General features: G+C 69.2%; 18 protein-coding genes, 2 pseudogenes and 1 riboswitch. Of the genes and pseudogenes, 12 read left to right on the top strand and 8 right to left on the bottom strand.

Features of this window, described 5'->3' with window-relative positions:
• Positions 1-325: 325 nt before the first annotated feature.
• The gene (locus OG700_RS07090) at positions 326-910 is read right to left on the bottom strand and encodes a helix-turn-helix domain-containing protein (RefSeq protein ID WP_405610568.1); all 585 of its coding nucleotides are present in this window, start codon (positions 908-910) and stop codon (positions 326-328) included.
• Positions 911-1,062: 152 nt separating this feature from the next.
• On the opposite strand from OG700_RS07090, the gene speB reads away from it, so the two are divergent.
• The 4 genes from speB to OG700_RS07070 all read left to right on the top strand — a co-directional run bounded on the left by speB (position 1,063) and on the right by OG700_RS07070 (position 5,367).
• Complete coding sequence (gene speB / locus OG700_RS07085; RefSeq protein ID WP_405610565.1) at positions 1,063-2,028, top strand: agmatinase; 966 nt, start codon at positions 1,063-1,065, stop codon at positions 2,026-2,028.
• A gap of 77 nt (positions 2,029-2,105) precedes the next feature.
• Positions 2,106-3,515: a purine-cytosine permease family protein gene (locus OG700_RS07080; RefSeq protein WP_405610562.1), complete on the top strand. Its 1,410-nt coding sequence runs from the start codon at positions 2,106-2,108 to the stop codon at positions 3,513-3,515.
• Positions 3,515-4,399 (top strand): nitrilase-related carbon-nitrogen hydrolase, encoded by an 885-nt coding sequence (locus OG700_RS07075; protein ID WP_405610559.1) that lies wholly within the window; start codon positions 3,515-3,517, stop codon positions 4,397-4,399. Before OG700_RS07080 ends, OG700_RS07075 begins: the two co-directional genes overlap by 1 nt.
• On the top strand, positions 4,396-5,367 hold the full coding sequence (locus tag OG700_RS07070) for a carbon-nitrogen hydrolase family protein (protein WP_405610556.1): 972 nt from the start codon (positions 4,396-4,398) through the stop codon (positions 5,365-5,367). Before OG700_RS07075 ends, OG700_RS07070 begins: the two co-directional genes overlap by 4 nt.
• 27 nt (positions 5,368-5,394) lie before the next feature.
• On the opposite strand, the pseudogene OG700_RS07065 reads toward OG700_RS07070, so the two are convergent.
• Positions 5,395-5,649, bottom strand: a pseudogene (locus OG700_RS07065) (hypothetical protein); the annotation flags it as partial.
• Between the two features lie 193 nt (positions 5,650-5,842).
• On the bottom strand, positions 5,843-7,213 hold the full coding sequence (locus tag OG700_RS07060; RefSeq protein WP_405610553.1) for a VWA domain-containing protein: 1,371 nt from the start codon (positions 7,211-7,213) through the stop codon (positions 5,843-5,845).
• Between the two features lie 140 nt (positions 7,214-7,353).
• Between OG700_RS07060 and OG700_RS07055 the strand changes: the two genes are divergently transcribed.
• A complete protein-coding gene (locus OG700_RS07055) occupies positions 7,354-7,620 on the top strand; it encodes a UBP-type zinc finger domain-containing protein (protein ID WP_405610550.1) in 267 nt (88 codons plus the stop codon).
• Positions 7,621-7,662: 42 nt separating this feature from the next.
• Here OG700_RS07055 and OG700_RS07050 read toward each other — a convergent pair whose 3' ends face one another.
• A complete protein-coding gene (locus OG700_RS07050; RefSeq protein WP_405610547.1) occupies positions 7,663-9,201 on the bottom strand; it encodes an ATP-binding protein in 1,539 nt (512 codons plus the stop codon).
• Positions 9,198-10,856 (bottom strand): FAD-dependent oxidoreductase, encoded by a 1,659-nt coding sequence (locus OG700_RS07045; RefSeq protein ID WP_405610544.1) that lies wholly within the window; start codon positions 10,854-10,856, stop codon positions 9,198-9,200. The genes OG700_RS07050 and OG700_RS07045 overlap by 4 nt, the downstream gene beginning before the upstream one ends.
• Before the next feature lie 9 nt (positions 10,857-10,865).
• Here OG700_RS07045 and OG700_RS07040 point away from each other — a divergent pair, with 9 nt between their 5' ends.
• Entirely contained in the window at positions 10,866-11,327 is a 462-nt protein-coding gene (locus tag OG700_RS07040; RefSeq protein WP_405610541.1) for a response regulator transcription factor, read from the top strand.
• Positions 11,328-11,525: 198 nt separating this feature from the next.
• Here OG700_RS07040 and OG700_RS07035 read toward each other — a convergent pair whose 3' ends face one another.
• Both OG700_RS07035 and OG700_RS07030 read right to left on the bottom strand, forming a co-directional pair.
• Complete coding sequence (locus OG700_RS07035; protein ID WP_405610538.1) at positions 11,526-13,394, bottom strand: Dyp-type peroxidase; 1,869 nt, start codon at positions 13,392-13,394, stop codon at positions 11,526-11,528.
• The gene (locus tag OG700_RS07030; protein ID WP_405610535.1) at positions 13,391-15,364 is read right to left on the bottom strand and encodes a galactose oxidase-like domain-containing protein; all 1,974 of its coding nucleotides are present in this window, start codon (positions 15,362-15,364) and stop codon (positions 13,391-13,393) included. The genes OG700_RS07035 and OG700_RS07030 overlap by 4 nt, the downstream gene beginning before the upstream one ends.
• A gap of 265 nt (positions 15,365-15,629) precedes the next feature.
• On the opposite strand from OG700_RS07030, the pseudogene OG700_RS07025 reads away from it, so the two are divergent.
• The 5 genes and pseudogenes from OG700_RS07025 to OG700_RS07005 form a co-directional block, all read left to right on the top strand.
• Positions 15,630-16,592, top strand: a pseudogene (locus tag OG700_RS07025) (hypothetical protein); the annotation flags it as partial.
• A gap of 390 nt (positions 16,593-16,982) precedes the next feature.
• Positions 16,983-17,144: riboswitch (cyclic di-AMP (ydaO/yuaA leader) on the top strand.
• Positions 17,145-17,148: 4 nt separating this feature from the next.
• Positions 17,149-17,892 carry a transglycosylase SLT domain-containing protein gene (locus OG700_RS07020; RefSeq protein WP_405610532.1) on the top strand — a complete coding sequence of 248 codons (744 nt, stop codon included), beginning with the start codon at positions 17,149-17,151 and terminating at the stop codon, positions 17,890-17,892.
• Positions 17,893-18,306: 414 nt separating this feature from the next.
• Positions 18,307-18,612 carry a hypothetical protein gene (locus tag OG700_RS07015; RefSeq protein WP_405610529.1) on the top strand — a complete coding sequence of 102 codons (306 nt, stop codon included), beginning with the start codon at positions 18,307-18,309 and terminating at the stop codon, positions 18,610-18,612.
• 92 nt (positions 18,613-18,704) lie between these two features.
• Positions 18,705-19,997 carry a putative T7SS-secreted protein gene (locus tag OG700_RS07010; RefSeq protein ID WP_405610526.1) on the top strand — a complete coding sequence of 431 codons (1,293 nt, stop codon included), beginning with the start codon at positions 18,705-18,707 and terminating at the stop codon, positions 19,995-19,997.
• Between the two features lie 47 nt (positions 19,998-20,044).
• Positions 20,045-20,563 carry a hypothetical protein gene (locus OG700_RS07005; protein ID WP_405610523.1) on the top strand — a complete coding sequence of 173 codons (519 nt, stop codon included), beginning with the start codon at positions 20,045-20,047 and terminating at the stop codon, positions 20,561-20,563.
• A gap of 207 nt (positions 20,564-20,770) precedes the next feature.
• Here OG700_RS07005 and OG700_RS07000 read toward each other — a convergent pair whose 3' ends face one another.
• Positions 20,771-21,487: a hypothetical protein gene (locus tag OG700_RS07000; protein WP_405610521.1), complete on the bottom strand. Its 717-nt coding sequence runs from the start codon at positions 21,485-21,487 to the stop codon at positions 20,771-20,773.
• Positions 21,488-21,800: 313 nt separating this feature from the next.
• Here OG700_RS07000 and OG700_RS06995 point away from each other — a divergent pair, with 313 nt between their 5' ends.
• Positions 21,801-22,151 (top strand): DUF4333 domain-containing protein, encoded by a 351-nt coding sequence (locus tag OG700_RS06995; RefSeq protein ID WP_405610518.1) that lies wholly within the window; start codon positions 21,801-21,803, stop codon positions 22,149-22,151.
• Positions 22,152-22,219: the final 68 nt, after the last annotated feature.

Raw genomic sequence — 22,219 nt, 5'->3', positions numbered from 1 at the left:
GCGCTGTCCCCGCCCCTTGTACCCCGTGCCCCGCTGGTCGCCGACCGCCCGTCCGGCTGTCGGCCCGCGGACGGTGGAGGCGTGGGGAAATCCTAACGGCGGGCCGGGAACATGAGGCGGCACATGATGAAGAAGGCACGGAGTGCGCCGCTCGCCCGGCGAGGAGTTCACCACCGCGGTGGGACGGTCAAGCGGTCGCGACGGAGAAGGGAAGGGGAATGACCGAAGAGGCGGTCCTGCCGTATCCGGTAACGGAGTTGCTCACGGCGGTGCGGCTGGAAACGGGGAGTGCCAGGCCAACTGGATCTTGTCGGCGGCCGGCTGTTCAGCGCGAGCCGCTCCAGGCGGCGGGAGCGAAGGTCCAGAGCACTTCCGCGACCGACGTGCCGTCGTTGCGCCAGTTGTGCGGTTCGCGGCCGGAGAAGGTCAGCGTGTCCCCGGCCGCCATCGGCACGGTGCGTCCGGTGAACAGGACGGTCAGTTCGCCGCTGATCACATGAAGCACCTCGACCTCGCAGTTGATCGTGTAGAGGTCGTCGCCGCCGTCCGCGCCGGGTTCGAGACGGGAACGCAGCACCTGGACCCGTGACTGGCCGCGAGGCGTGATCATGCGGTCGACGACGCCGCGGCCTCCCATGTTGATGTGCGGAGCGCTCTCCAGGTGGACCAGCTCGGTCTCGGCGTCCTCGAAGAGCGAGCCGACCGGCAGTGAGAGGACCTGGCAGAGCGTGACGAGGGTCGCGACGCTGGGTGAGGTCTCGTCGCGTTCCACCCGGCTGACGAATCCCTTCGTCAGGCTGGTCGCGGCGGCGACCTGGTCGATCGTGAGTCCCTGTGCTTTGCGGCATGCCCGCAGGCGGGCGCCTATGCGGACCGGAAGCGTGGACGGCTTCGGATGCAACGCCTTCATGAAGTCCTCACGTCGATCAGCCGATCGGCCGGTCACCGGCGACCCTTGACAGGGGTGGTGACCCAGAGCAACACTACCGGAACGTGAGTTGTCTAATAGGCATTATTTATTGTCTATCAGTGGCTCCCTGTACACAGAGATCCGAGGCTCCGATGAACGCTCCCAACTCCCCCATCGGCCCCGCCGACGCCAGTGTCGTCCCCAGGTACGCGGGGATCGCCACGTTCGCCAGGCTCCCCCGAATTGAGGACGTCCCGAGCGCCGACATCGCCGTCGTCGGGGTCCCCTTCGACAGTGGCGTGAGCTACCGGCCCGGAGCGCGGTTCGGCCCGGCGCACATCCGCGAGGCGTCCCGGCTGCTGCGCCCGTACAACCCCGAGCAGGACGTCGAACCCTTCGCCCGGCAGCAGATCGTCGACGCGGGCGACATCTCCGCCAACCCGTTCGACCTCGACGAAGCCGTCCGGCAGATCGAGTCCGCGGCCGAGGCGCTGTCGGCGGACGGCAAGCGGCTGCTGACCCTCGGCGGCGACCACACCATCGCGCTTCCCCTCCTGCGCGTCGCCGCCCGGCGCCACGGACCGGTCGCGGTCCTGCACTTCGACGCGCACCTCGACACCTGGGACACGTACTTCGGCGCGCCCGTCACCCACGGCACACCCTTCCGCCGCGCGTCCGAAGAAGGCCTCATCGACCTCGCCGCCAGTACCCATGTCGGCATCCGTGGCCCGCTCTACTCACGCGACGACCTGCGGGACGACGAACGACTCGGCTTCGCGGTCATCTCCAGCGTCGACATCGAGTCCGAAGGGCTGCCACGGGCCATCGAGCGGATGCTCGCCCGCCTCGGCTCCCGCCCCGTGTACCTCTCCATCGACATCGACGTACTCGACCCGGCGCACGCCCCCGGCACCGGCACCCCCGAAGCCGGCGGCATGACCAGCCGTGAACTCCTCGCCATGATCCGCGCGCTGCGCGCGGTGAACCTGGTCGGCGCCGATGTCGTCGAGGTCGCGCCCGCCTACGACCACGCCCAGTTGACAGCCTTCGCGGCATCCCACGCCGCGTACGAGATCCTCTCGGCCATGACCCCGGCCGGCCCCGCCCACGCCGGCTGACCGGCCAGTTCTCCGAGAGGACGACGATGTCTTCACCGACGACGTCTTCACCACAGACCACACCCGAACGTGACAGCGTGATCGAGCAGCACTCGATCGACTACGTGCCCCACGCCGAGCGCCACGGCAAGGTGTGGCACCAGGGACCGTTCTGGTTCACCGGCAACTTCGTCCTGCCCACCATGGTCACCGGCTTCGTCGGCGCCGCCATGGGACTGAGCGTGGGATTCAGTGTGCTCGCCATCGCACTCGGCGTCGGGTTCGGCACCTTCTTCATGGCGTTCCACGCCAACCAGGGGCCACGCATGGGCCTGCCGCAGATGATCCAGTCCCGTGCGCAGTTCGGCAGCCGGGGTGCCTCCGTACCGTTCGCCGCGACCGTGTTCGTCTACGTCGGCTTCCTCGTCTTCGACACCATCCTCGCCGCCCAGGGGATCGGGCTGCTGCTCCCCGACAACAAACTGTTCTGGTATCCGCTGCTGATCGCCGTCTCCATCGTCATCGCGGTGGTCGGGCACGATCTGCTCCACTTCGTCCAGCGCTGGCTCACCTACGCGCTGATCGTGGTGTTCGCGATCCTCACCGTGGCCGCGATCGCGCACTTCTCCTCGACCCCGCTCGCCGCCGGCGCACCCGCCGCCGACGCCGGATGGGACACCACGGCGTTCCTGGTGCAGTTCTCACTCGCCGCCGGATACAACATCAGCTACTCGGTGTACGTCTCCGACTACACCCGCTACCTGCCGGCGAACGCACCCGCCGGGAAGCTGATCACCGCCGTCTACGCGGGCGCCGCGTTCTCCGCCATCTGGCTGATGTCGCTCGGCTCGATCCTCGCCAGCTACATGCCCGACCCCGACCCGATCGTGGCCCTGCGCGAGGTCGGTGACCTCGTCTTCCCCGGCTTCGGACTGATCGCCGTACTGGTCTCGGTGGCCGCCCTGATCTCGATCATGGGCGTCAACGCCTACGGCGCCATGCTGACCGGGACCAGCGCCGTCGACGGCTACAAGAAGGTCAGGCCGACCGTACGGCTGAGAGTCATCGGCCTGAGCGTCGTGGGCGTCGGCACGCTCATCGTGGCCCTGCTGATCCCCGACGACTACATCGGCAGCTTCAACAACTTCGTCCTGATGATGCTGTACTTCCTCGTCCCGTGGACCGCCGTCAACCTCGTCGACTTCTACTTCGTGCGCCGATCCAAGTACGCCATCGCCGAGATCCTGAAGCCCGACGGCCTCTACGGCCGCTGGGCGTGGCGGGGGATCGCCGCCTACGTCGTGGGATTCCTGGCGATGGTGCCCTTCTTCTCGACCAGCTTCTACGTGGGGCCGGCCGCCGAAGCGCTCGGCGGAGCGGACTTCTCCTTCGTCATCGGGCTGATCGTCGCCGGAGGGCTGTACCTGTACCTCTCCCGCACCATCGACCGCGACGCGGAAGCGGCTGCGGGCGTGGCCAGCGAGGCGGAACTGGAGGGAACCCCCTGATGAGTTCAGCACACCCCCCGCCGTCCGCCGCGCCGACCGCCGCGCCGTCCGCGGTCACCGTCGCCTGCTGCCAACTCGCCCCGCGAGTCGGCCGTACGCGGGAGAACCGCGCACGCGTCAGCGCCGCCATCCGCACCGCCGCCGACCAGGGCGCCCACATCGTGGTCCTTCCCGAACTGGCCAACTCCGGCTACGTCTTCGAGGACGCCGAAGAACTCCACGCGGTCGCCGAGCCGATCGACGGCGCGACCATCCAGGAGTGGCAGGCGCTGGCCGAGGAGCTGCGCCTGGTGATCGTCAGCGGCTTCGCCGAACTCGGGCCGGACGGGCACGCGTACAACAGCGGTGTGCTCATCGACGAGACGGGACTGCGCGCCGCGTACCGCAAGGTCCATCTGTGGAACGGCGAGAAGAAGTGGGGCTTCACGCCCGGCGCCCAACCGCCACCCGTGGTCGACACTCCGTACGGCCGAATCGGCCTCATGGTCTGCTACGACCTCGAATTCCCCGAGTGGGTCCGACTGGCGGCGCTGGCGGGAGCCGAACTGCTCTGCGGACCGGTCAACTGGCCGCTCTACCCCCGGCCGGAAGGTGAACGGCCCGGCGAGATCGTCCGCATCCAGGCGGACGCCGCGGTCAACCGGATGTTCGTCGCGGTCGCCGACCGGACCGGCACCGAACGCGGCCAGGACTGGCTCGGCGGCAGTGTGATCGTCGATGCCGACGGATACCCGGTCACGGCGCTCCACCTCGGCGAAGAGGCCCTGATCACCGCGTCGGTCACGCTCGCCGACGCGCGGAACAAGGCCATCAGCGAACTCAACGACGTACACGCGGACCGCCGTCCGCAGCTGTACGGGCGCGTCGGAACGGAGCCGGCATGACCACCACCACCACGATCGCCATCGTCCAACAGCCGCCCGCACTGCTCGACCTGGAGGAGTCGCTGCGCCGCGGCGCCGCGCACGTGCTCGCCGCGGCGGAGTCCGGCGCCACGCTCGTGGTGTTCCCCGAGACCTGGCTGACCTGCTACCCGGCGTGGGTGTTCGGCCTGGCGGGCTGGCGTGACACCACCGCCCAGCGGTGGCACGCGCGGCTGCTGGAACAGAGCCCCGTGCTCGATCACAGCGGTGGCGTCGACGACGATCTGGCCCCCGTCCGCGCCGCGGCGCGCGAGGCCGGAGTGACCGTGGTGCTGGGACTCAACGAGCGCCCGGCACGGGCGAGCGGATCGCTCTACAACTCGCTCATCACCATCGGCCCGGACGGCCGTACGCTCAATCTGCACCGCAAGCTGACACCGACCCACACCGAACGCATCGTCTGGGCGGCGGGCGACGGCGCCGGACTCCAGGTCGTCGACACCCCGGCCGGCCGGGTCGGCGGGCTCATCTGCTGGGAACACTTCAGCCCACTGGCCCGCCAGGCGCTGCACGCGCAGAACGAAGAACTGCACGTCGCCGCCTGGCCCGACATGCCTCAGAGCCATACGATCGCGGCCCGCTCCTATGCCCTCGAAGGCCGCTGCTTCGTCATCTCCGCGGGCCAGATCCTGTCCACGGACGACCTTCCGGCCGATCTCCTGGACGCCTACCGTACGGGCGTCGGTCCTGACGCCCCGGAGAGCGGGCTGATCTTCACCGGCGGTTCCAGTGTGGCGGGTCCGGACGGCTCCTGGGTGGTGGAACCTCATTTCGGCGAGGCACGCGTCATCACCGCGACACTGACGACCGATCGCCGGTACGAGGAGTCGCTCGACCTCGATGTCGCGGGCCACTACGCCCGGCCGGATGTCTTCCAGCTCTCCGTCGACCGCCGGCGGCGGACGACCGGGGTCGACTTCACCGACTGAGCCGCGGCGGTGGGTTCCTCGACGAGTTCACGACTCTTGCGTGATCCCCGTGATCCCCGTGATCCCTGTGGTTCCGGCGATCTCTTCGGTTGCGGTGATCTCTGCGGTTGCGGTGAACGCCGCCCGAGCGGCGTGCTGTTGTGCGAGTGATTCCTGCTCGACGGTCCATCCGGCGCTGCTCCGCAGCGAGTTGAACTCGCGCGTCAGCGAAGTCGCCGAGGTGGTCCGGGCGTCGGTGCTGATCGTCACCGCGAGGCCGTCCGCCAGCAGGCGGGTCGCGGGGTGCTCGGAGCAGTGCCACGGCGTCGTCGGATCCGGTCGGTGTCGGTGTCGACCACCAGGGGGAGTGCGGGGACGTGGCTCACCGGGCGGGAGCCTCCACGGCGGTGGTCAGCTGTGTGAAGAACAACGGACTCCGCCCGGTCGCGGCGGCGACCCACCGACCCGGCGGCCCGCCCGGTCGGTGGGCGGCCCGTCAGCGCAGGATCCCCGCCTGCCGGGCCTCCCGCAGCCACGACGGGAAGTCCGACAGGAGCCGGTCGTACAGCTCCGGATCGGAGACCTGCTCGATGTCGTCCACGGCGAAGAAGCCGACGTTGTCGACGCGGCGGCCCGCCATCGTGTCGAAGCGTTGCAGTACGCCGTAGTTGGCCCGGCCCAGCCCCACGAACTGCCAGAACACCGGCTCCTCGACGGCCGCGCGCAGCTCGCGCTCGATCTCGCTGTCGCGGTACACACCGCCGTCGGAGAAGAACAGGACCAGCGTCGGCACGGGCACGGGATTGTCGCGGACGTACGCGCGTACCTCCGCGATCACCTTCTGCTCCTCGTTCTGGAAACCGACCGCCCGCATGTCCACCTGCCCCGGAACCTGGCCCTTCGGCGGCTTCTTACGGCCGAAGAGGCTCATCTGCCCCACCCGCACATGCAGCCTCAGCCACTCGGGCAGCTCGCCGATCACCAGATCGGGCAGCCGGGCCGGGTTGGAGGCGAACGTCCACGCCTGCATCTCGCCGTCGTCGTCGAGCTGCGCCGCGACGGCCGCCATCCGCTCGGCGACGTTCTTCACCACGCCGCGCGAGTACAGCGCGCTCATCGAGCCCGAGGCGTCGAGGACGAGGATGACCCGCGCGACGACGCCGGTGACACCGTGCTTGTCCAGGCTGACCGCGACCTGCTCCTTGCGCAGCGACAGGCGCTTGCGCATGTCGACGGGAAGCCGCTCCTCGCCCTTGGTGAGCCGGGTGGCGGGCCGCCCGCCGGCGGGAGCCGGGGGGGAGGGGGCGACGGGAGCGGGCGGCGCCGGGGCGGGAGGCGGTACCGGCGGCGGCTCCTCGTCCACCGTGATGCCGAAGTCCGACGCCAGACCGGCCAGCCCGCTCGCGTACCCCTGCCCGACCGCCCGGAACTTCCACCCGCCGCCCCGCCGGTACAGCTCGCCGCTGACGTACGCCGTCTCCGCGCCGGCCTCCATGTCGAAACGGGCCAGCTCCGTACCGGCCGCCGCGTCCAGCAGCCGCAGCCGCAGACCGGGCACCTGCCCGAACGTCCCGCCGTCGGCGGACGCGCACAGCGCCACGCGCTCGATGCCCGGCTCCAGCGCGGCCAGGTCCACCTCCACCGAGTCGGCGCCGGGCTGCTTGCCGAGGTGGCGTACGGCGCCCGAGGCGTGGCGCGGCTGGTTGTAGAAGACGAAGTCGCCGTCGGAGCGCACCTGTCCGGCGCCGGTCAGCAGCAGCGCCGAACCGTCCACGTCCGGTACGCCGGACCCCGCCGACCAGCTCAGGACGGCCCGCACGGCGGGGACCGTCACCGGGAGATTGGCGCCTTTGCCCAGTGTCGTCATGGCAGCCAGTCTGCCCGCCGGCGCGGCCGAATTCCCAGGCGTGACGGACTTCACGGAATCGTGGGCCTCCACGGCACTCCGCGGTCGGCACCGGGGCTCTCCGACGCGCCCCCGGCGCCCCGCCGCAGTACGATCGCGCCATGGCTACATGTACAGATCTCGCCAACGCGACTGCTGACGTGACGCCCCTCTCACCCACCGACGCCTGCGCCGACTGCGTCGCCCTCGGCCGCCGGGACTGGGTGCATCTGCGCCTCTGTCTCGCCTGCGGACACGTCGGGTGCTGCGACAGCTCGCCGCTGCGCCACGCCTCCGAGCACTTCACGCAGACCGGTGATCCCGTCATGCGGTCCCTGGAGCCCGGCGAGGACTGGCGCTGGTGCTTCACACACCAGCTGCTGGGCTGACCTCGTCAGCCGCCCCACCGGCCTTAGTCGTCCTCACTGGCCTCAGCCGTCCTCACTGGCCTCAGCCGCCCCACCGGCCTCAGTCGTCTCACCTGACTCGGCCGTCTCGGTCGCCTCGGCCGTCTGCTCGATCGGCAGGCACACCTGAAAGCGGGTGTCCCCCGGCCGCGAGGTGACCCTGAGGTCCCCGTGGTGCTTGTTGACCACGATGCGGTACGAGATGTCCAGCCCCAGCCCCGTGCCCTCACCGACCTGCTTGGTCGTGAAGAACGGCTCGAAGATCCGTGGCCGCACGTCCTTCGCGATGCCCACCCCCGTGTCCGCGATCTCGACCATCAGCCGGTCGTCCTCGCGCCAGGTGCGCAGCGTGAGCGTGCCGCCGTCGGGCATCGCGTCCAGGGCGTTGACGATCAGGTTCGTCCACACCTGGTTCAGCTCCGCGCCGTACGCCGGGATCGACGGCAGGTCCCGGTCGTACTCCCTGACCACCCGCACCCCGTCCGGGATTCTGGCCTGGAGCATGGTCAGCGTCGCGTCGAGCAGGTCGTGCACATCGACGATCTGCAACGGTGTGCGGTCGAGCTGCGAGTACTGCCGCGCCGCCCCGACCAGCTCCGAGATCCGCTCCACGGAGTCGTCGATCTCGCCCATCATCAGCTCGGTGTCGATGGTGTACGTGATCCACCGCACCGCCGCCTCGAAGTGCTCCGCGCCCACTGTCCGCGCCGCGTCGGCCAGCCACGACACCCCGATACCCGCGGCCACCAGCGACGGCGCCAGGTCCCACGCCCCGGCCAGCCCCCGCTCGTCCAGCCAGTCGCTGACGGTGTCCTCCGCGTCGGCGGTCTCCATCGCGGTCATGCTGACGCCCGTCGCGGCCCGCTGGACGGCGTCGTCCTGGAGCGCCACCAGCCGGTGCAGACCGGCCCCGTCCAGCCGCCCGTCCGCGATCATCGCCAGCTTGTGCCGCATGCCGGTGACCCGCCCGCGCAGCCCGGCCGTCGCCCGCAGGGCCGCCGCGGCGGGATTGTTCAGCTCATGGGTGAGACCGGCGGACAGCGACGCCAGGGCCAGCAGCCGCTCCCGCTCGTTGACGATCGCGTTGGCCGCCCGCGTACCGAAGAACAGCCCCTCCAGCAGATGCAGCGCCATCGGGAACCAGGTGCGCACCGCGTACGCGAACTCGTCGGCCGGGAGCACGAAGAACTCGGCGTCGCTGACCGCGCGCAGCGTGTGCGGATACAACTGCTCGACACGGTCGCCCAGATACGCGCGGGTGGCGCCGCTGTACACACCCCGCTGGTCGGTCCTGGTGACCTCGACATCGTCGCCGTGCAGCACCCGGTTGAGCGAGAGCGCCCCGCTGAGCAGGATGAAGAAGCAGGTGGCCGGCTCACCCTCCCGGTAGACGACCTCACCGGCCTCCCGTCGCTCGACCCGGCCGCGCTCCGCCAGCCAGTCGAGCTGTTCGGGGCTGAGCGCCTCGAAGAGAAAGAGGGTGCGCAACTCGTCCGGTGTCAGCCGGTCCTGCGGTGTCGGCCGGTCCTGCGGTGTCGGCCGGTCCTGCGAGGGGGTGGTCACTGTGCCTCCAGATATCGGTGCACCAGGGATACGGCCATGGCGCCCTCGCCGACGGCCGACGCGACGCGCTTGACCGAGGTGGCGCGCACGTCCCCGGCGGCGAAGACACCCGGGACGCTCGTCTCCAGGTGGTACGGATCGCGTGGCAGCGGCCAGCCCGCCGGGCGCCGCCCGCTCGTCATGAGGTCCGTCCCGGTCATCACGAAACCGCGCTCGTCGCGGGTGACGGCCCCGTCCAGCCAGTCGGTGTGCGGCTCGGCGCCGATGAAGACGAACAGCCACGACGTCGGGACGATTCTGCTCTCCCCGGACCGGCTGTCGCGCAGGGTCAGGCTCTGCAGATGCCCGTCGCCCTCCGCGCAGGTCACCTCGGTCCACGGATGGATCTCGATGACGGGGATGCCGTCGAGCTGGTCGATCAGATAGCTCGACATCGAACGCGTCAGATCGCCCTGGCGGATCAGCACGTGGACGCGGCGGGCGTAGCGGGAGAAGTACACGGCCGCCTGCCCGGCGGAGTTGGCGCCACCGACGATGTAGACGTCCTGGTCGGAGCAGTTGACCGCTTCGGTGACGGTGGATCCGTAGAAGACACCGGTGCCGGTCAGCTCCGCCACGCCGGCCGCGCCCAGGCGCCGGTAGGAGACCCCGGTGGCCAGCACCACGGTGTGCGCCGTGACGGCGTTCGTCTCGCCCAGGCGCAGCACCCGGCCGGAACCCGCCGCGTCCAGTGCGACGGCCCGCTGGGTGCTGAGGATCTCCGCCCCGAACTTGAGCGCCTGGCGGCGGGCCCGCTCCGTCAGCTGCCGGCCCGACACGCCGTCGGGGAAGCCCAGGTAGTTCTCGATCCGGCTGCTCTGGCCGGCCTGCCCGCCGGTCGCCTGCTGCTCCACCAGCAGCGTGCGGAGCCCTTCGGAGGCGCCGTAGACGGCAGCGCCGAGACCGGCGGGGCCGCCGCCGACGACCACCAGGTCGTAGAAGTCGGCCGCCGGTACGGTGCTCAGCCCGACGTGCGCGGCGAGTTCCCGCTCGGAGGGTTTCACCAGCGTCTCGCCGTCCGAGGTGACGATCGTCGGCACGTCCGCCCGGGTGAGTCCGGCGGCGTCCAGCAGCCGGCTGCCCTCCGGTTCGTCCGAGAGCAGCCACCGGAACGGCACGAGGTTACGGGCCAGGAAGTCACGTACGGCGAAGGACGGCGCGGACCACCGGTGGCCGACCACACGGGTCTCGGTCGCGACCGGATCCGGGGTGGCCAGCCACAGCTCCAGGAGCGAGTCGATCACCGGGTAGAGGTTCTGCTCCGGCGGGCTCCACGGCTTGAGCAGGTAGTGGTCGAGGTCCACGACGTTGATGGCGTCGATCGCGGCCTCGGTGTCCGCGTACGCGGTCAGCAGCACCCGGCGGGCCAGCGGGAAGAGATCCATCGCGGCCTCAAGGAATTCGAGACCGTTCATGCGGGGCATCCGGTAGTCCGCCAGCATGATCGCGAGCTGGTCCCCGCGCAGCTTGATCTCCCGCAGGGCCTCCAGTGCCTCCTCGCCCGACACGGCGCGCACGACGCGGTAGCCCTCGCCGTACTGCCGCCGGATGTCACGGGCGACGGCCCGGGAGACGGCGGGATCGTCATCGACGGTCAGGATTGTCGGATTTGCCATACCTCCATCATGGCTCGTGACGGCGTGGCACGGCGTGCGGTGCGGGGGCGGCCGGGACAACAGCCATCCGGTCATCGCAGTGGTGACGAGCGCCATGATCACCATCATGGTGAACATGCGTCCGCTGAGAACGCCCAGGCTGACGGCGGCATTCAGGATGATGAGCTCGACTCCCACTCCCCCAACCGCCAGTGGCTCGTACCGTCCCCCTCACCCCCCCGTGAGCACGAGCTCATGCATTACGTCACCCAAGCGCTGAGCAACCGCCAGATCGCGATCCAGCTCGGCAGCGTCGAAGGCACTGCCAAACGGCACCTCCGCAATATCTTCGCCAAGTGGGGTGCCACCTCCCGCATCGACGCCGCCAACCGTCTTCGCGAACTCCAGCAGGGCTACGAAGCGCCCCGCTCCGGACAGGAAGCGACGAGGCAACCGTCACCCACTCTCCCCTCCCCGCGGCCGATGCCGTGACGGGCGGCGGTGAGCCGGGAGTGGGCGGGCTGTTCTGTCAGTTGCCGGCCCGACACGCCGTCGTGAGCCCAGGTAGTACTCGATCCGGCCGCTCCGGCGGACCACGGGTGGCCGATTACGCGGGTTCGGTCCGGTGCGGTGGACGGCGGTTGGGGGGCCGCCGTCCACCGCGGTCGAGGGGGTCGTGCCCCGCGACGGTCAGTGCGCGGTGTTGGTCTGCCAGACCACCGTGCCGTCGGCGGCGCGGATCACCACGTTCCCGTCCATGAGGGCGATGAGCTTGGCGCGCGGATTCCCGGTCGTACGGGACTTCCACACCGGCCTGTCGCCGGCCCCGAAGATGACGAGGTCACCGTCCTCCTGGAAGGTGGCCCGCGCCCCGCCGCTCCCGGTGGTGCCCGACTCCCAGCGGACCTCGTCGCGCTCGTCCAGGACGACGAGATTGCCGTCCTGCCACATCACCAGCCGGGCCTTGGCCGGGCCGATGGGACCGTCCCCGGGGAGCAGGGTGAACGGAGCCTCAAGGATCCGGTCGCCGTCGGCGCCGCCGCCACCGTCGAGCTTGCCGTCGGCGAGCTTCTCGATGGTGGTGAGCGACGGGGAGAACGCGTACACCGCGCCCTCGGTCCTGACGAACTGCTCGAAGTGCACCTTGGTGCCCTTGAAGCTGACATCGGTGGCGGTGGCGACCAGCGGGTCCTTGCCGGGCGGTGTCTTGCGCTCCGGGAAGTTCGGCGCCTCGATCCAGTCCTTCTGGATGAACTCGAACTGCCGCACCAGGTCCGCCTGATAGCAGACGAAGACCAGACCGCGCGGCGCGTCCGGGCCGTTGCCCGCACTGCCGGCGGGGTCGAACGGCTGACCGTAGGGGATGCCGCGCCGCATGATGCGCCGCCCGTCGAGGACGTTCTTCTCCGATACGGGCTCCTTGTCGCCCGACTTGAGCAGCAGACCGTCGCGCGGTGTGGTCTTGCGCAGGTGCGAGAACAGTGGGGTGATCTCCCCCTCCAGGTCGTCGCGGTAGCTGATGTCGTTGTCCGACCACGCCTCCGCGTCGCTGGGGCTGTCCGCGTGCGGGCACTTCGCCACCGGCGTGCCCGAGCGCCACCGGCCGACCAGCCGGGCGGCCAGCCACTCGGTCGTCGCCTCGGGCGGCACCTTTCCCTGCGCCTTGAGCTCCTTCAGACGCGCCGCGATCTGGGCCCACCAGCCCGGAACGTCCTGTGCGAGACGCCGCAGAACCTGGAAGGAGCCGTTCTTCGCCCAGTCCGGGAGGTCGTTCGGCCGGCCGGCGGTCCGCTCGTAGCCGACGACGATCTCGCCGGTCGGGATGATCCGGGTGCCGGGGCTGCCCTTCTTGTGCTCGGGCCTGTTCGGGTCGGGCTCGTCGAAGCCCTGGACGGCTGGCTCACTGATGCCGTCCTTGAAACCGAAGTGCTCCTTGCCCCGGCGGCTCCCTTCGAGAGTCGCGCCGTCCTGCTCGAAGACGATCACGACCTTGTGCCGGACGGCCTCCTCGCGCTCCTCGGTCAGCGCGACGCGCAGGTCCTGCGGACGGTCGGCGGCGACGGTGAGCACCGCGTGCACGGGCTGCCCCGTGCCGTTGCCGAACAGCCAGTGCTCCGGGGCGCACTCCCCGATGTCGCCGAGCATCGCGGCGCGCGCCGCGGGGCCCTGCTTGAAGGCTTCCTGGGTGCTGCCCGGCGGGATGGACGGGAAGGGATCGCACCCGGCCAGCAGCCGCAGTCCGGGATACGTGAAGCTGACGACCCGCCATACGGCGTTGAGCGCCTTGGGATCGTCACCGCCGGACTGCTTGCGGGCCTTGCTGAACTCCGCGTTGAACGCGGCGACCTGCCGGGTCGTCGCGATCCGGGGCCGCAGCCTGCGCAGCCACGTCCTGGCCAGGTCCTTGTCCTCGAACTTCAGCAGGAGCAGCTGGACATGGTCCTTCTTGGCCCCGGCGATGATGTCGCCCTGGATCTCCCGGCTCCTGCGCAGCGGCAGATCCGCCCCACCGCCACCGGGCGGGGTGTCGGTCCTGGAAGGCTGTGCCGCGTAGGTCATGACCGGGCCTCGTTCGGCTCCAGGGAGATCCACTTGGCGATGCTGGGCACACCCTCCTCGTTGAGGAGGAAGAGCATGTACCAGCCGGGCGGGGCGGCATCGGCACTGGGCGGAGCCTGCAGGTCCAGCTCGCCGTTGCCCTGCCGCTTGATCCGCAACTCCAGATGGCGCTGGCTGGTGTTGACCGAGTGGGTGGCGGTCGTGGGCGCCAGCAGGACGGCCCGCTTCACCTCGTCGGCGGTGGAGCTGGAGACGGTGAACCGCTGGTCGTAGGCGAGCGGAGCGGACGGCGCGGAGCCGAGGGTGGGACGGGCGCCGTTGTGGAGGTACGACGGCTCGTAGATCTCGATGGTGCCGTCGATGTCGTCCTTGATGTTCCGGTCGTTGGCGATCTGCTGTGCCTCGTCGCCGGTGACCATGACGCGCCCGTCGGGCAGCACCACGGCGTTCGAGTGGTACCCGCGCGGGAGGCGCTGGACGGGGCCCAGACGCCAGTCACCGTTCTCGTCACGCAGCTCCGTGTGCCGGTACTTCAGGTCCGCGTTCGGGTTGTACTGCCCGTTGCCGTAGTCGCGGATGTCGTAGGAGCCGTTGACGGTGAGCAGATTCCCGGTGGGCAGCAGCAGCGTGTTGTCCTGCGTACGGCCGAAGGCCCGCGCCTCCTTGGCCTTCCACTTGCCCGCGGCGAGCTGGTAGGTGTTCGGGTCCGTACGGTCGCCGCCGAGGACCAGGACGGAGTCCGGGCCGCGGAAGCCGCCGGGGAGCGGGACCGCGGAGCCGTAACTGCGGTCGACGGCGCCCGGCCGCGGCGCCAGGTCGCTCCGGGTCTCCTTGACCGGGTCGAAGAGCCACTGCTGGTCGTGGCTGCGGCCGAGCCCGTAGATCTTCCCGTCCCGCAGGCTGAACAGGTGGGGGTAGTCGAGCTTGTACGGCGCGTCCGCGCGGAAGCGGTCGACGCTCTGGAACCGGGGGAGGTCGGTCTTGCGGTACGGCACCGGGTCGCTCAGCGCGGGGAAGCGCTCCACGATCGGGGTGGGCGTGCCCCAACCCAGCTCGGACTGGCCGGACATGATCAGCATCCGGCCGTTGGCGCCGGTGACGACGCTGGGATACCAGCGGCCGACGGACATGTCCTCGTTCATCGCCCAGGTCTCGCTCCACGGGTCGAAGACGAAGGACAGCTTGGCCCCCGAGCCGCCGTTGCCGCCGAGATTGCCGCCGAAGACGCCGAGCATCCCGTTCGGCAGGAAGGCGTGTCCGGCGCAGAAGATCGGCGCGGGGCGGGAGACGCCCGTGCTGTCGGGCATCGTGACGGCGGGCGGAGTGACCTTCTTGAATGCGCTTTCGCCGGTGCCCTTCGCGGGGTCCCAGAGGTAGGCGCGGCCCCGGTTGGCGGCGCCGACGACCTGGGTGGGGGCCGTCTCCTTCGTGGGATCGGTCTCGATCCGCTCGAAGGAGAACAGGAGCACCTTGCCGGTGGGCAGTTGGGCGACGTGGACGCCGAAGTCGGGTGAGTCGAAGTACTCCTTGAAGGCGCCGAAGTCCGACGCCTTGTACTCCCCGTTGATCTTCCGCTGGGTGTCGGTGAGCATCTTCAGCCGGGCGGTGCGGGTCGCCTGCGGATACGTCCCGAGGTCTTCGGCGCCCTGGCGGGTGGTGGCGTGCTCCTCGGCGTGCTCCCGGCCGAGCACCGCCACCTCGGCGGGATCGACCTCGGGCTTGCTCTCCGTCTTGTCCTTCTTGTCCTTCTTGTCTTTGGACTTGTCCTTCGATGTGTCCTTCGCGCCGGGGTCGGCGGCCGGCTTCCCGGCGGGGTCGACGCCCGCTCTGGTGGAGTGCTCGTGGTGGTCCTCTCCGCTGTGAGCGACAACGGGAGCGGCACCGACGAGAGTTGAGGCGGCGAGGGCGCTGACGACAGCGCACGCCGCGAGGGTGTTGGACAGTCTGGTGCGAGAGCGGGAAATTCTCATGGGGCCCGGACAGGTCCTTTTCGGGATGGATGGAGCACGTGGCACGGCGGCGCCGCACCCGGAGCGAATGACTACTCGCAGTAATCATGCTGAGGGTGTTCGCGAGCAAAGGTCCAGGAGAACGGGCGATTTTGGCTCTATGGAGGTAACAGCCAGTTGATAGGGTTCGCGCCCCGCGTGAGCGCCCGGCGCGTGAAGCGCCCGCCGCCCGGCCCGATCCTGTCCGCGCCGCCCCGCGCCGCGGCCGAGCGTGGAGCGACCCCCCCCGTACATCGGGTACGAGGCCGAGGCCGGCCGCTACCAGGGCACCCTGGTCAAGGCCGACGCCGTACGCGCCTTCGGGCACACCAACTTCGCCAGCGAGTCCTCCGGCCGTAAATCGGTGCGGCTGGACAGCACCGGGGAGTGCGTGGAGTTCACCTCGACCAACGCATCGAACTCGATCGTCGTACGCAACTCGATCCCGGACGCGCCGGGCGTGACGCAGGTGGCACCCCCGGCGGCCAGGCCCGCCGAGTGCACCTCGATCACCGAGTGCGGGGCGGTCCCCGACGACGGCAACGACGACACCAAAGCCGTCCAGGCGGCGGTCACCGCCGACCAGAACGGCGACATCGCGTGCGTCTGGATCCCGCAGGGCATGCGTATCCGCAACACATACGCCGACGGCATCAACTTCACCAACGGCACCCGCAATTCAAAGGTCGACAACTCGTCCTTCCGTACCACGGGTGACGATTCGCCCGCCGTCTGGGCCAATCGATACGTCAAGGATCCGGCGGTGGACATCGCGCATGACAACTCGTTCACCAACAATACGATCCGGCTGCCCTGGCGGCCAACGGCGTCGCGATATACGGCGGTTGGCGGTTGCGGAAACAAGGTCCACAACAATTGGATCGCCGATACCGCCAACTACCCGGGAATCATGCTGGCGACCGACCACGAACCGCTGCCTTTCTCGGGCGAGACCCTGCTCCCCGGAAACGCCCTGCACCGTACGGGCGGCGCTTTCTGGGACGAGGGCCAGGAGTTCGGCGCGATCACCATTTTCCCGGCGAGCCGGGACATCATCGGGGTGAGGATCAGGGACACCGAGATCTCCGACTCGACGTACGACGGCATCCAGTTCAAGAACGGTGGCGGCAACGTACCGGACGTCGAGATCAACAACGTGTCGATCGACAGGTCCAACAACGGCTCCGGCATCCTCGCGATGAGGGGAGCCGTACGGAAGGCGCGCCGTCATAAATTCGTTATCGGTCATCCGTGATTCGCGACGGCTGGAAAATACTTATTTGTCCGCTTTTCGGGTGTGGGTGATATGCGTATCCAGCAACCAAGTTGTCCCTTTCTGGGTGGTGTTGTCGTTGAACGGTTGCGCCGCTCTCCCGTGATGTGTGTCACAAGCGCGGTGGGTCGCGGCTTCCCCGCCTCCGCCCACCTCCCGTGCGGGAAGGGAAAGTTGAGGCGTGTACCGCCGGGCGGGAATTCGAATTGATCTCCGCCCGGTCTGTCGAATGGCAGGGTGCGGTGAATTCAGGACTTGTTTCGCCCGGACGTTCTCGCTTACGTTCACCTCATTCCGGGCGGAACGCCGAATCCTGCCGCCGTCCGGAAACCGCACTCACCCATTCACGTACGGCAGGAGCGGGGGACCCAGGTAAGCCGCCGATCCGGCATTTGCCGGACCGGCTTGGGGTGAAGCCGCGCCCACAGCGCGGCCGGGCATCTCCCGCCCGAACCCGACAGCTCACCTCGTAGGCGACGGAGAGGATCTCGTCATGCCCGCAGAGGGTAAGCACCGCCGTTCCCGTACCAGCCCGCTCGCCCGCCGCCTCATCGCGGCCGGCACGGGCGGTGCCGCACTCGCCCTGCCTCTGGTGACCGCCACCACGGCGGGCGCCGCGCCCGCCCCGCGGCAGGCCGTCACCGCACCGTCGGCCGTGAACGCCGTCAAGGCGGTCACCCACACCGTCGCGGAGGGCGAATCACTCGCCAAGATCGCGGACGCCCGTTCCGTGAGCGGCGGCTGGAAGGCGCTGTACCAGACCAACCGCGACGCCATCGGCGACGACCCGTCGCTGATCCGCCCCGGCCTCACGCTGAAGCTCTCGGGGAAGCCCAAGGCGGCCCCGACCGCCTCGACCGCGGACGCGTCGGCAGCCAAGACCACCGAAGCCGTCCAGACGGCCGCCAAGTCGTACACCAACGACCTCGACGGCTGGATCCGGGAGGCGCTGGACGTCATGGCGCAGAACGGCATCCCCGGTTCGTACGACGGCATCCACCGCAACATCATGCGCGAGTCCGCGGGCAACCCGCAGGCCATCAACAACTGGGACTCCAACGCCGCGGCCGGCATACCGTCGAAGGGCCTGCTCCAGGTCATCGACCCGACCTTCGAGGCATACCACGTGCCCGGCACGTCGACCGACAGCTACGACCCGGTCGCCAACATCACGGCGGCCTGCAACTACGCGGCCGACCGCTACGGCTCCATCGACAACGTCAACGGTCCCTACTGATCGGCGACATCCCCACATCGCGCGGCTCTCGGGCCGCACCTCCTCGGACAGCCGGCGAGGCCACACACGTGGCCTCGCCGGCTGTCTGTGTGAGAACTGCCGGAAGGCGGTCGTCGTGGGGCAGTTGTCGTGGGGCGGCTGTCCGAAGGCGGTTGGCGGAGGCGTTTTGTGACGGCCTCATTGAGGATGGGTGAGGATTCGGGGGTGGTTCCGGTATCGAAGGGAGTCGGCCTGGCGCCTCGTCGGCCGGGTGGTACGTCGGCGAACGGCCGCCGGTCGGCACCGGCGGGTCCACGGGCCGGTCCCCGCGACGAGAACACCACCCGCTGTCACTCTCCGGCCTGGTGGTAGCGTGCGCGGGATCAGCGCCGATGCGCGTGTGAGCAGGCAGAGTTGGACGTAGGGGGAGCTGCCGTGACGGCTGATCTTGGAGTAGGCCCAGGAGTCCTCAAGCAGGGCGCCAAGGACATTCTTGAAGTCCTCAAACCGGTCAAGAAGGTGGACCTGAGCGACCCGGCCGGGCAGGCGACGTCGCTCGGGGACGATGGCGCGGCGGCGGCACTGGTGACTTTCTGTGCGACGTGGGAGTCGGGATCCGGGTTCCTCGCCGACTGTGCGGCGACCCTGGCCGATGGACTGAACAAGGCCAACGGCAACTACGAGGAAACGGACAAGGCCATCCGTGACGCGGTCAAGTCCGTCAAGACGGTACTGACCTAGCCGCAGTCCTGGCCGCAGCCACCGCCGCAGCCACAGTCCCGGCCACAAGCCACAGTCACAGGCACGGACACACGAACGGGGAATCCGCACACATGGCAGGCACGCTCGGGTCGACGACGGACCCGAAGGCTCTCATACCGGGAGACGTCGGCAAGCTCGGCGATCTTGAGATCGCCCTCAACAAGTGGTCGAACAAATTCGAAGGAATCGGCGACGGCCTGCGTGACGTGCGCGTCAAGGGCTGGGTCGGTGAGGCCAGCGAAGCCTTCTGGCCCACCCTCGGCAAGGAGAAGACCAACTGGTACTTCGCGGGCGACGCGATGTCCGGGGCCTCCAAGGCCATCCGCTCGTACTCCACCACGCTGACTTGGGCGCAGGGCCAGGCCGGTACCGCGATCGACACGTGGAAGACCGGGGACCACGCAGGCGCCGAACAACTGCTGAGCACCGCGCGCAAGCAGCTCAAAGAGGCGGCCACGACGCTGACCACGAAGCTCAACGACCTCGCGGGGAGTGCCAAAGGCAGCCCTGACTGGCTCGTGACGGTCAGGAGCGGGGTGGACGCCAAGGCGTGGGCCGAGGCGCACGGCGTCGCCAAGACCGCCATTTCTCCTACGGCTTGGGCCAGGGAGGACAAGCGATGGGTGACGGACGAGGCGAGCCACTGGCGTCGCAGGGAGAAGGAGTTCGGCAAGGACGCGGACAACAACTGGTATCTCCGTAACCAGGCCGCTCAGGACGGTGACCCACCCCCGGCCGACAGGAAGGCCGACGTCAATATCAAGATCGCCGAGTGGACGGGCAAAGCCAGTGCCTGGGAGGCCGGCACCACCGGTGAGACGACAGCGGGTGGTGTCAAGCTCAAGGGCGCGGCCAGCGTCCAGACGCTTGGGGTGGACGGCTCGGTCGGTGCGAGTGTCACCAACGGCCAGTTGCAGGCCGGCGCTTCGGGGACCGCGTACCTGGCGCAGGCATCGGCGAGCGGCAGCGCGCAGTACGGCATCGTCGGCGCGCAGGGCGAGGCGAAGGGCTTTGTGGGTGCCGACGCCGCGGTGAAGGTCTCCGGCGGCAAGGACGGAGTGCACGTCGGAGCGGAGGCGTTCGCCGGAGCCAAGGCCACCGGGTCCCTCTCCGCCGATGTCGCCGGGGTGGGCGCCGGTGTCACCGGCGAGGCATGGGCGGGCATCGGCGCCGAAGCCAATGTCGACGTGGGCATGACGGACGGCAAGTTCACCATCGGCGGAGATCTCGGGGTCGGTCTCGGCGTCGGCGGTAAGGTCGGTGCCAACATCACCGTCGATCCGGGCAAGGTGGTCGACGCGGTCGGCGACGCGGGTAAAGCTATCGGCGACGGCTGGGACAAAACAGTGGGCAGTTGGTTCTGAGACACGCCCTGGCCCGAGCCGAAGTTCATTGAAGGGTTGGATCCACCATGACGGCCACGTTGCCGGTCAAGATTTCCTTTTCGCTGCCGGACGGCTGGCAGGCCGCGCCGCCGGACGAGGTGGGAGCGCCGAACGCCGCTTTCGTCGCGCTGCACCGCGCCTCCGTCGACGGCGGGTTCACGGCGAACATCACCATCTCCGGGGAGATGCGCAACGACGGCGCGACCATGTCGCAGATCGCCGACGAGTCGGTGCCCCGGCTGGAGCAGGCCGGGCCCGTACGGGTCGTCAAGAAGTCGGACATCGGTACGCCGGACATTCCGGGCCTGACGGATTCCCCCGGAATCGTGCAGAACCTCGTCCTCTCCACGACCCTGCGGGGAGAGCCCATCGAGCTGTGCCAGAGCCAGGTGTACCTCGGTTTTGAGGACGTCAGGAATCCGGCCCAGCGCGCGGTGATCGAGCTTGTCCTCACGGCGACGCAGAATCAGCTCGGTGAAGTCATCGACGACTACAAGGAATTCGTCGGGACGGTCCGCGCGGCCGACGGGGACACGCCGGCCTAGGCCCTGTCCGACAACGCGGCGAGGTGCCGTGCCAGGCGTCCCGGACCCCCCGAAGATCCGCCGGACAGGACCTAGGCGAAGCGAGTCGGACCGGCCGATTTGGACCTGGACCGCACCGGGCCGATACGCGCCGAAATACGAAGGCAGAGTGCCCCTTGTCCCGGCGGGCGGAATCGCCGCTCCGGGACAAGGGGCACTCGGCTCCGCTCAGGCGGCAGTCCACGCCTGCGTGGGAATCCGGTCGAGCGCGTCGCACAGGTAGTTGAGGTTGTCCTCAAGGCTCTGCGGGGAGATCGCTCCCGTGTACCAGGTGAACAGTTCGTCGCCGCGTACCTGAAGCGGAGACTTCTTGGCTCGCTCGTCCGTGAGAAGAAAAGACACCATGGTGTCACTCAGGACGTTCCTGGCGAAGGCCTCGTCCGCGGTGACGACGCGATACGTGTCGTCGAACTCGGCTGCGCCGAGCGGCATACTGGACCGCCGGTCGAGCATCACGTTGAACATGCTCGGCCGCAGGATCTCCAGGGACGGCCCCGGGCCGGGCGCCGTGACCATGAAAATGGCCTCGATGGTGGGCCGTTTGCGCCCGCCCTGCGTATCGCCCGAAATGGGGCTGTTGTAGCGGTGCTCGAAGCACTTGAAGGAGCGACCGCGGAACTCGCCTGTGATGTAGTGCCAGGCGCTCAGATTCGATCCGCTGCCGGGCATGGGACCCACGCCGCAGTACTCGGTGGCCCGTCCCCGTGCGCGCTGCTCGTACGTCCAGCCGCGGTCCGCCGCGACCCTGGGGAGCGCCGCCCAGCCCGCTCTGAGCTGCGTGTCCTCCCTGCTGCTGCGCACGAACGTTCTGATGACGAAGGTGAACATCCCCACGACGAAAGCGAAAAGGATGACCTTCACCAGAATCCCAACCAGCGTGTCCATGGCTCCGATTATCGCGGACGCGGTGTGCGCCTGGGAACCGAGGCTTCCTCGCCTTCGAGATTGCCGGGCGGGCGCGACGTCGCGGCAGCCGTGGGTACGGAGCCGCGATCACGACCCGGCGAGCGTGGGTCGCCAGTGGTGAATATCGTTCGCCGGTGAGGTGAAGAGTCCATGGAGTGCGCGGTGGTTTGGCCGGTTCGGGGTGGAACCGCGGAGTCCGAGTCCCGATACCCGCCATACGCTGGGCATGTTGAAGGGGGCCACCCATGCTTCCGGCTTCCGCTTCCCCTCACCACCCGGAATGGAATCACCAATGATCAAGTCCCCTCTTTCCGCAGTGACGTGGGGCCTTTCGGCCGTAGCGGCAGGGGTGCTGCTCGTCGGATGCTCGGGCTCGGTCAGTGTCGGAGACTCCGCCCCGAAGGTGTCCAAGGACAAGCTCTCCGACACGGTCGCCGAGCAACTGGCCGAGACGACGGGCCAGGCGAAGCCGGACATCACCTGCCCCAAGGATCTCGTCGGGAAGGTCGACAACACCGCCCGCTGCACGCTCACCGCGGCCGACGGCAGCACGCTGGGCGTGACGGTCACCGTTTCGGCCGTCGACGGTGACGACATCGATTTCGACATCAAGGCCGACGACACGCCGACCCCCGCGAGCTGACGACCGCGAGCTGACGACCGCGCCGTTCCGGCACGGCACGGCACGGCATGCCGGACAGACGGCCGGGT

The organism is Streptomyces sp. NBC_01508 (assembly GCF_045040315.1).
Classification (GTDB): domain Bacteria; phylum Actinomycetota; class Actinomycetes; order Streptomycetales; family Streptomycetaceae; genus Streptomyces.
Note: the sequence above shows the minus strand (reverse complement) of the source record. Positions and strands in the feature narration are given on the sequence as shown.

Bases quoted from the DNA above. Each gene is read 5' to 3' on its own strand.
- OG700_RS07090 (WP_405610568.1), bottom strand. From the start codon at position 910: ATGAAGGCGTTGCATCCGAAGCCGTCCACGCTTCCGGTCCGCATAGGC.
- speB (WP_405610565.1), top strand. From the start codon at position 1,063: ATGAACGCTCCCAACTCCCCCATCGGCCCCGCCGACGCCAGTGTCGTC.
- OG700_RS07075 (WP_405610559.1), top strand. From the start codon at position 3,515: ATGAGTTCAGCACACCCCCCGCCGTCCGCCGCGCCGACCGCCGCGCCG.
- OG700_RS07070 (WP_405610556.1), top strand. From the start codon at position 4,396: ATGACCACCACCACCACGATCGCCATCGTCCAACAGCCGCCCGCACTG.
- OG700_RS07060 (WP_405610553.1), bottom strand. From the start codon at position 7,213: ATGACGACACTGGGCAAAGGCGCCAATCTCCCGGTGACGGTCCCCGCC.
- OG700_RS07055 (WP_405610550.1), top strand. From the start codon at position 7,354: ATGGCTACATGTACAGATCTCGCCAACGCGACTGCTGACGTGACGCCC.
- OG700_RS07045 (WP_405610544.1), bottom strand. From the start codon at position 10,856: ATGGCAAATCCGACAATCCTGACCGTCGATGACGATCCCGCCGTCTCC.
- OG700_RS07040 (WP_405610541.1), top strand. From the start codon at position 10,866: ATGGCTCGTGACGGCGTGGCACGGCGTGCGGTGCGGGGGCGGCCGGGA.
- OG700_RS07035 (WP_405610538.1), bottom strand. From the start codon at position 13,394: ATGACCTACGCGGCACAGCCTTCCAGGACCGACACCCCGCCCGGTGGC.
- OG700_RS07030 (WP_405610535.1), bottom strand. From the start codon at position 15,364: ATGAGAATTTCCCGCTCTCGCACCAGACTGTCCAACACCCTCGCGGCG.
- OG700_RS07020 (WP_405610532.1), top strand. From the start codon at position 17,149: ATGCCCGCAGAGGGTAAGCACCGCCGTTCCCGTACCAGCCCGCTCGCC.
- OG700_RS07010 (WP_405610526.1), top strand. From the start codon at position 18,705: ATGGCAGGCACGCTCGGGTCGACGACGGACCCGAAGGCTCTCATACCG.
- OG700_RS07005 (WP_405610523.1), top strand. From the start codon at position 20,045: ATGACGGCCACGTTGCCGGTCAAGATTTCCTTTTCGCTGCCGGACGGC.
- OG700_RS07000 (WP_405610521.1), bottom strand. From the start codon at position 21,487: ATGGACACGCTGGTTGGGATTCTGGTGAAGGTCATCCTTTTCGCTTTC.
- OG700_RS06995 (WP_405610518.1), top strand. From the start codon at position 21,801: ATGATCAAGTCCCCTCTTTCCGCAGTGACGTGGGGCCTTTCGGCCGTA.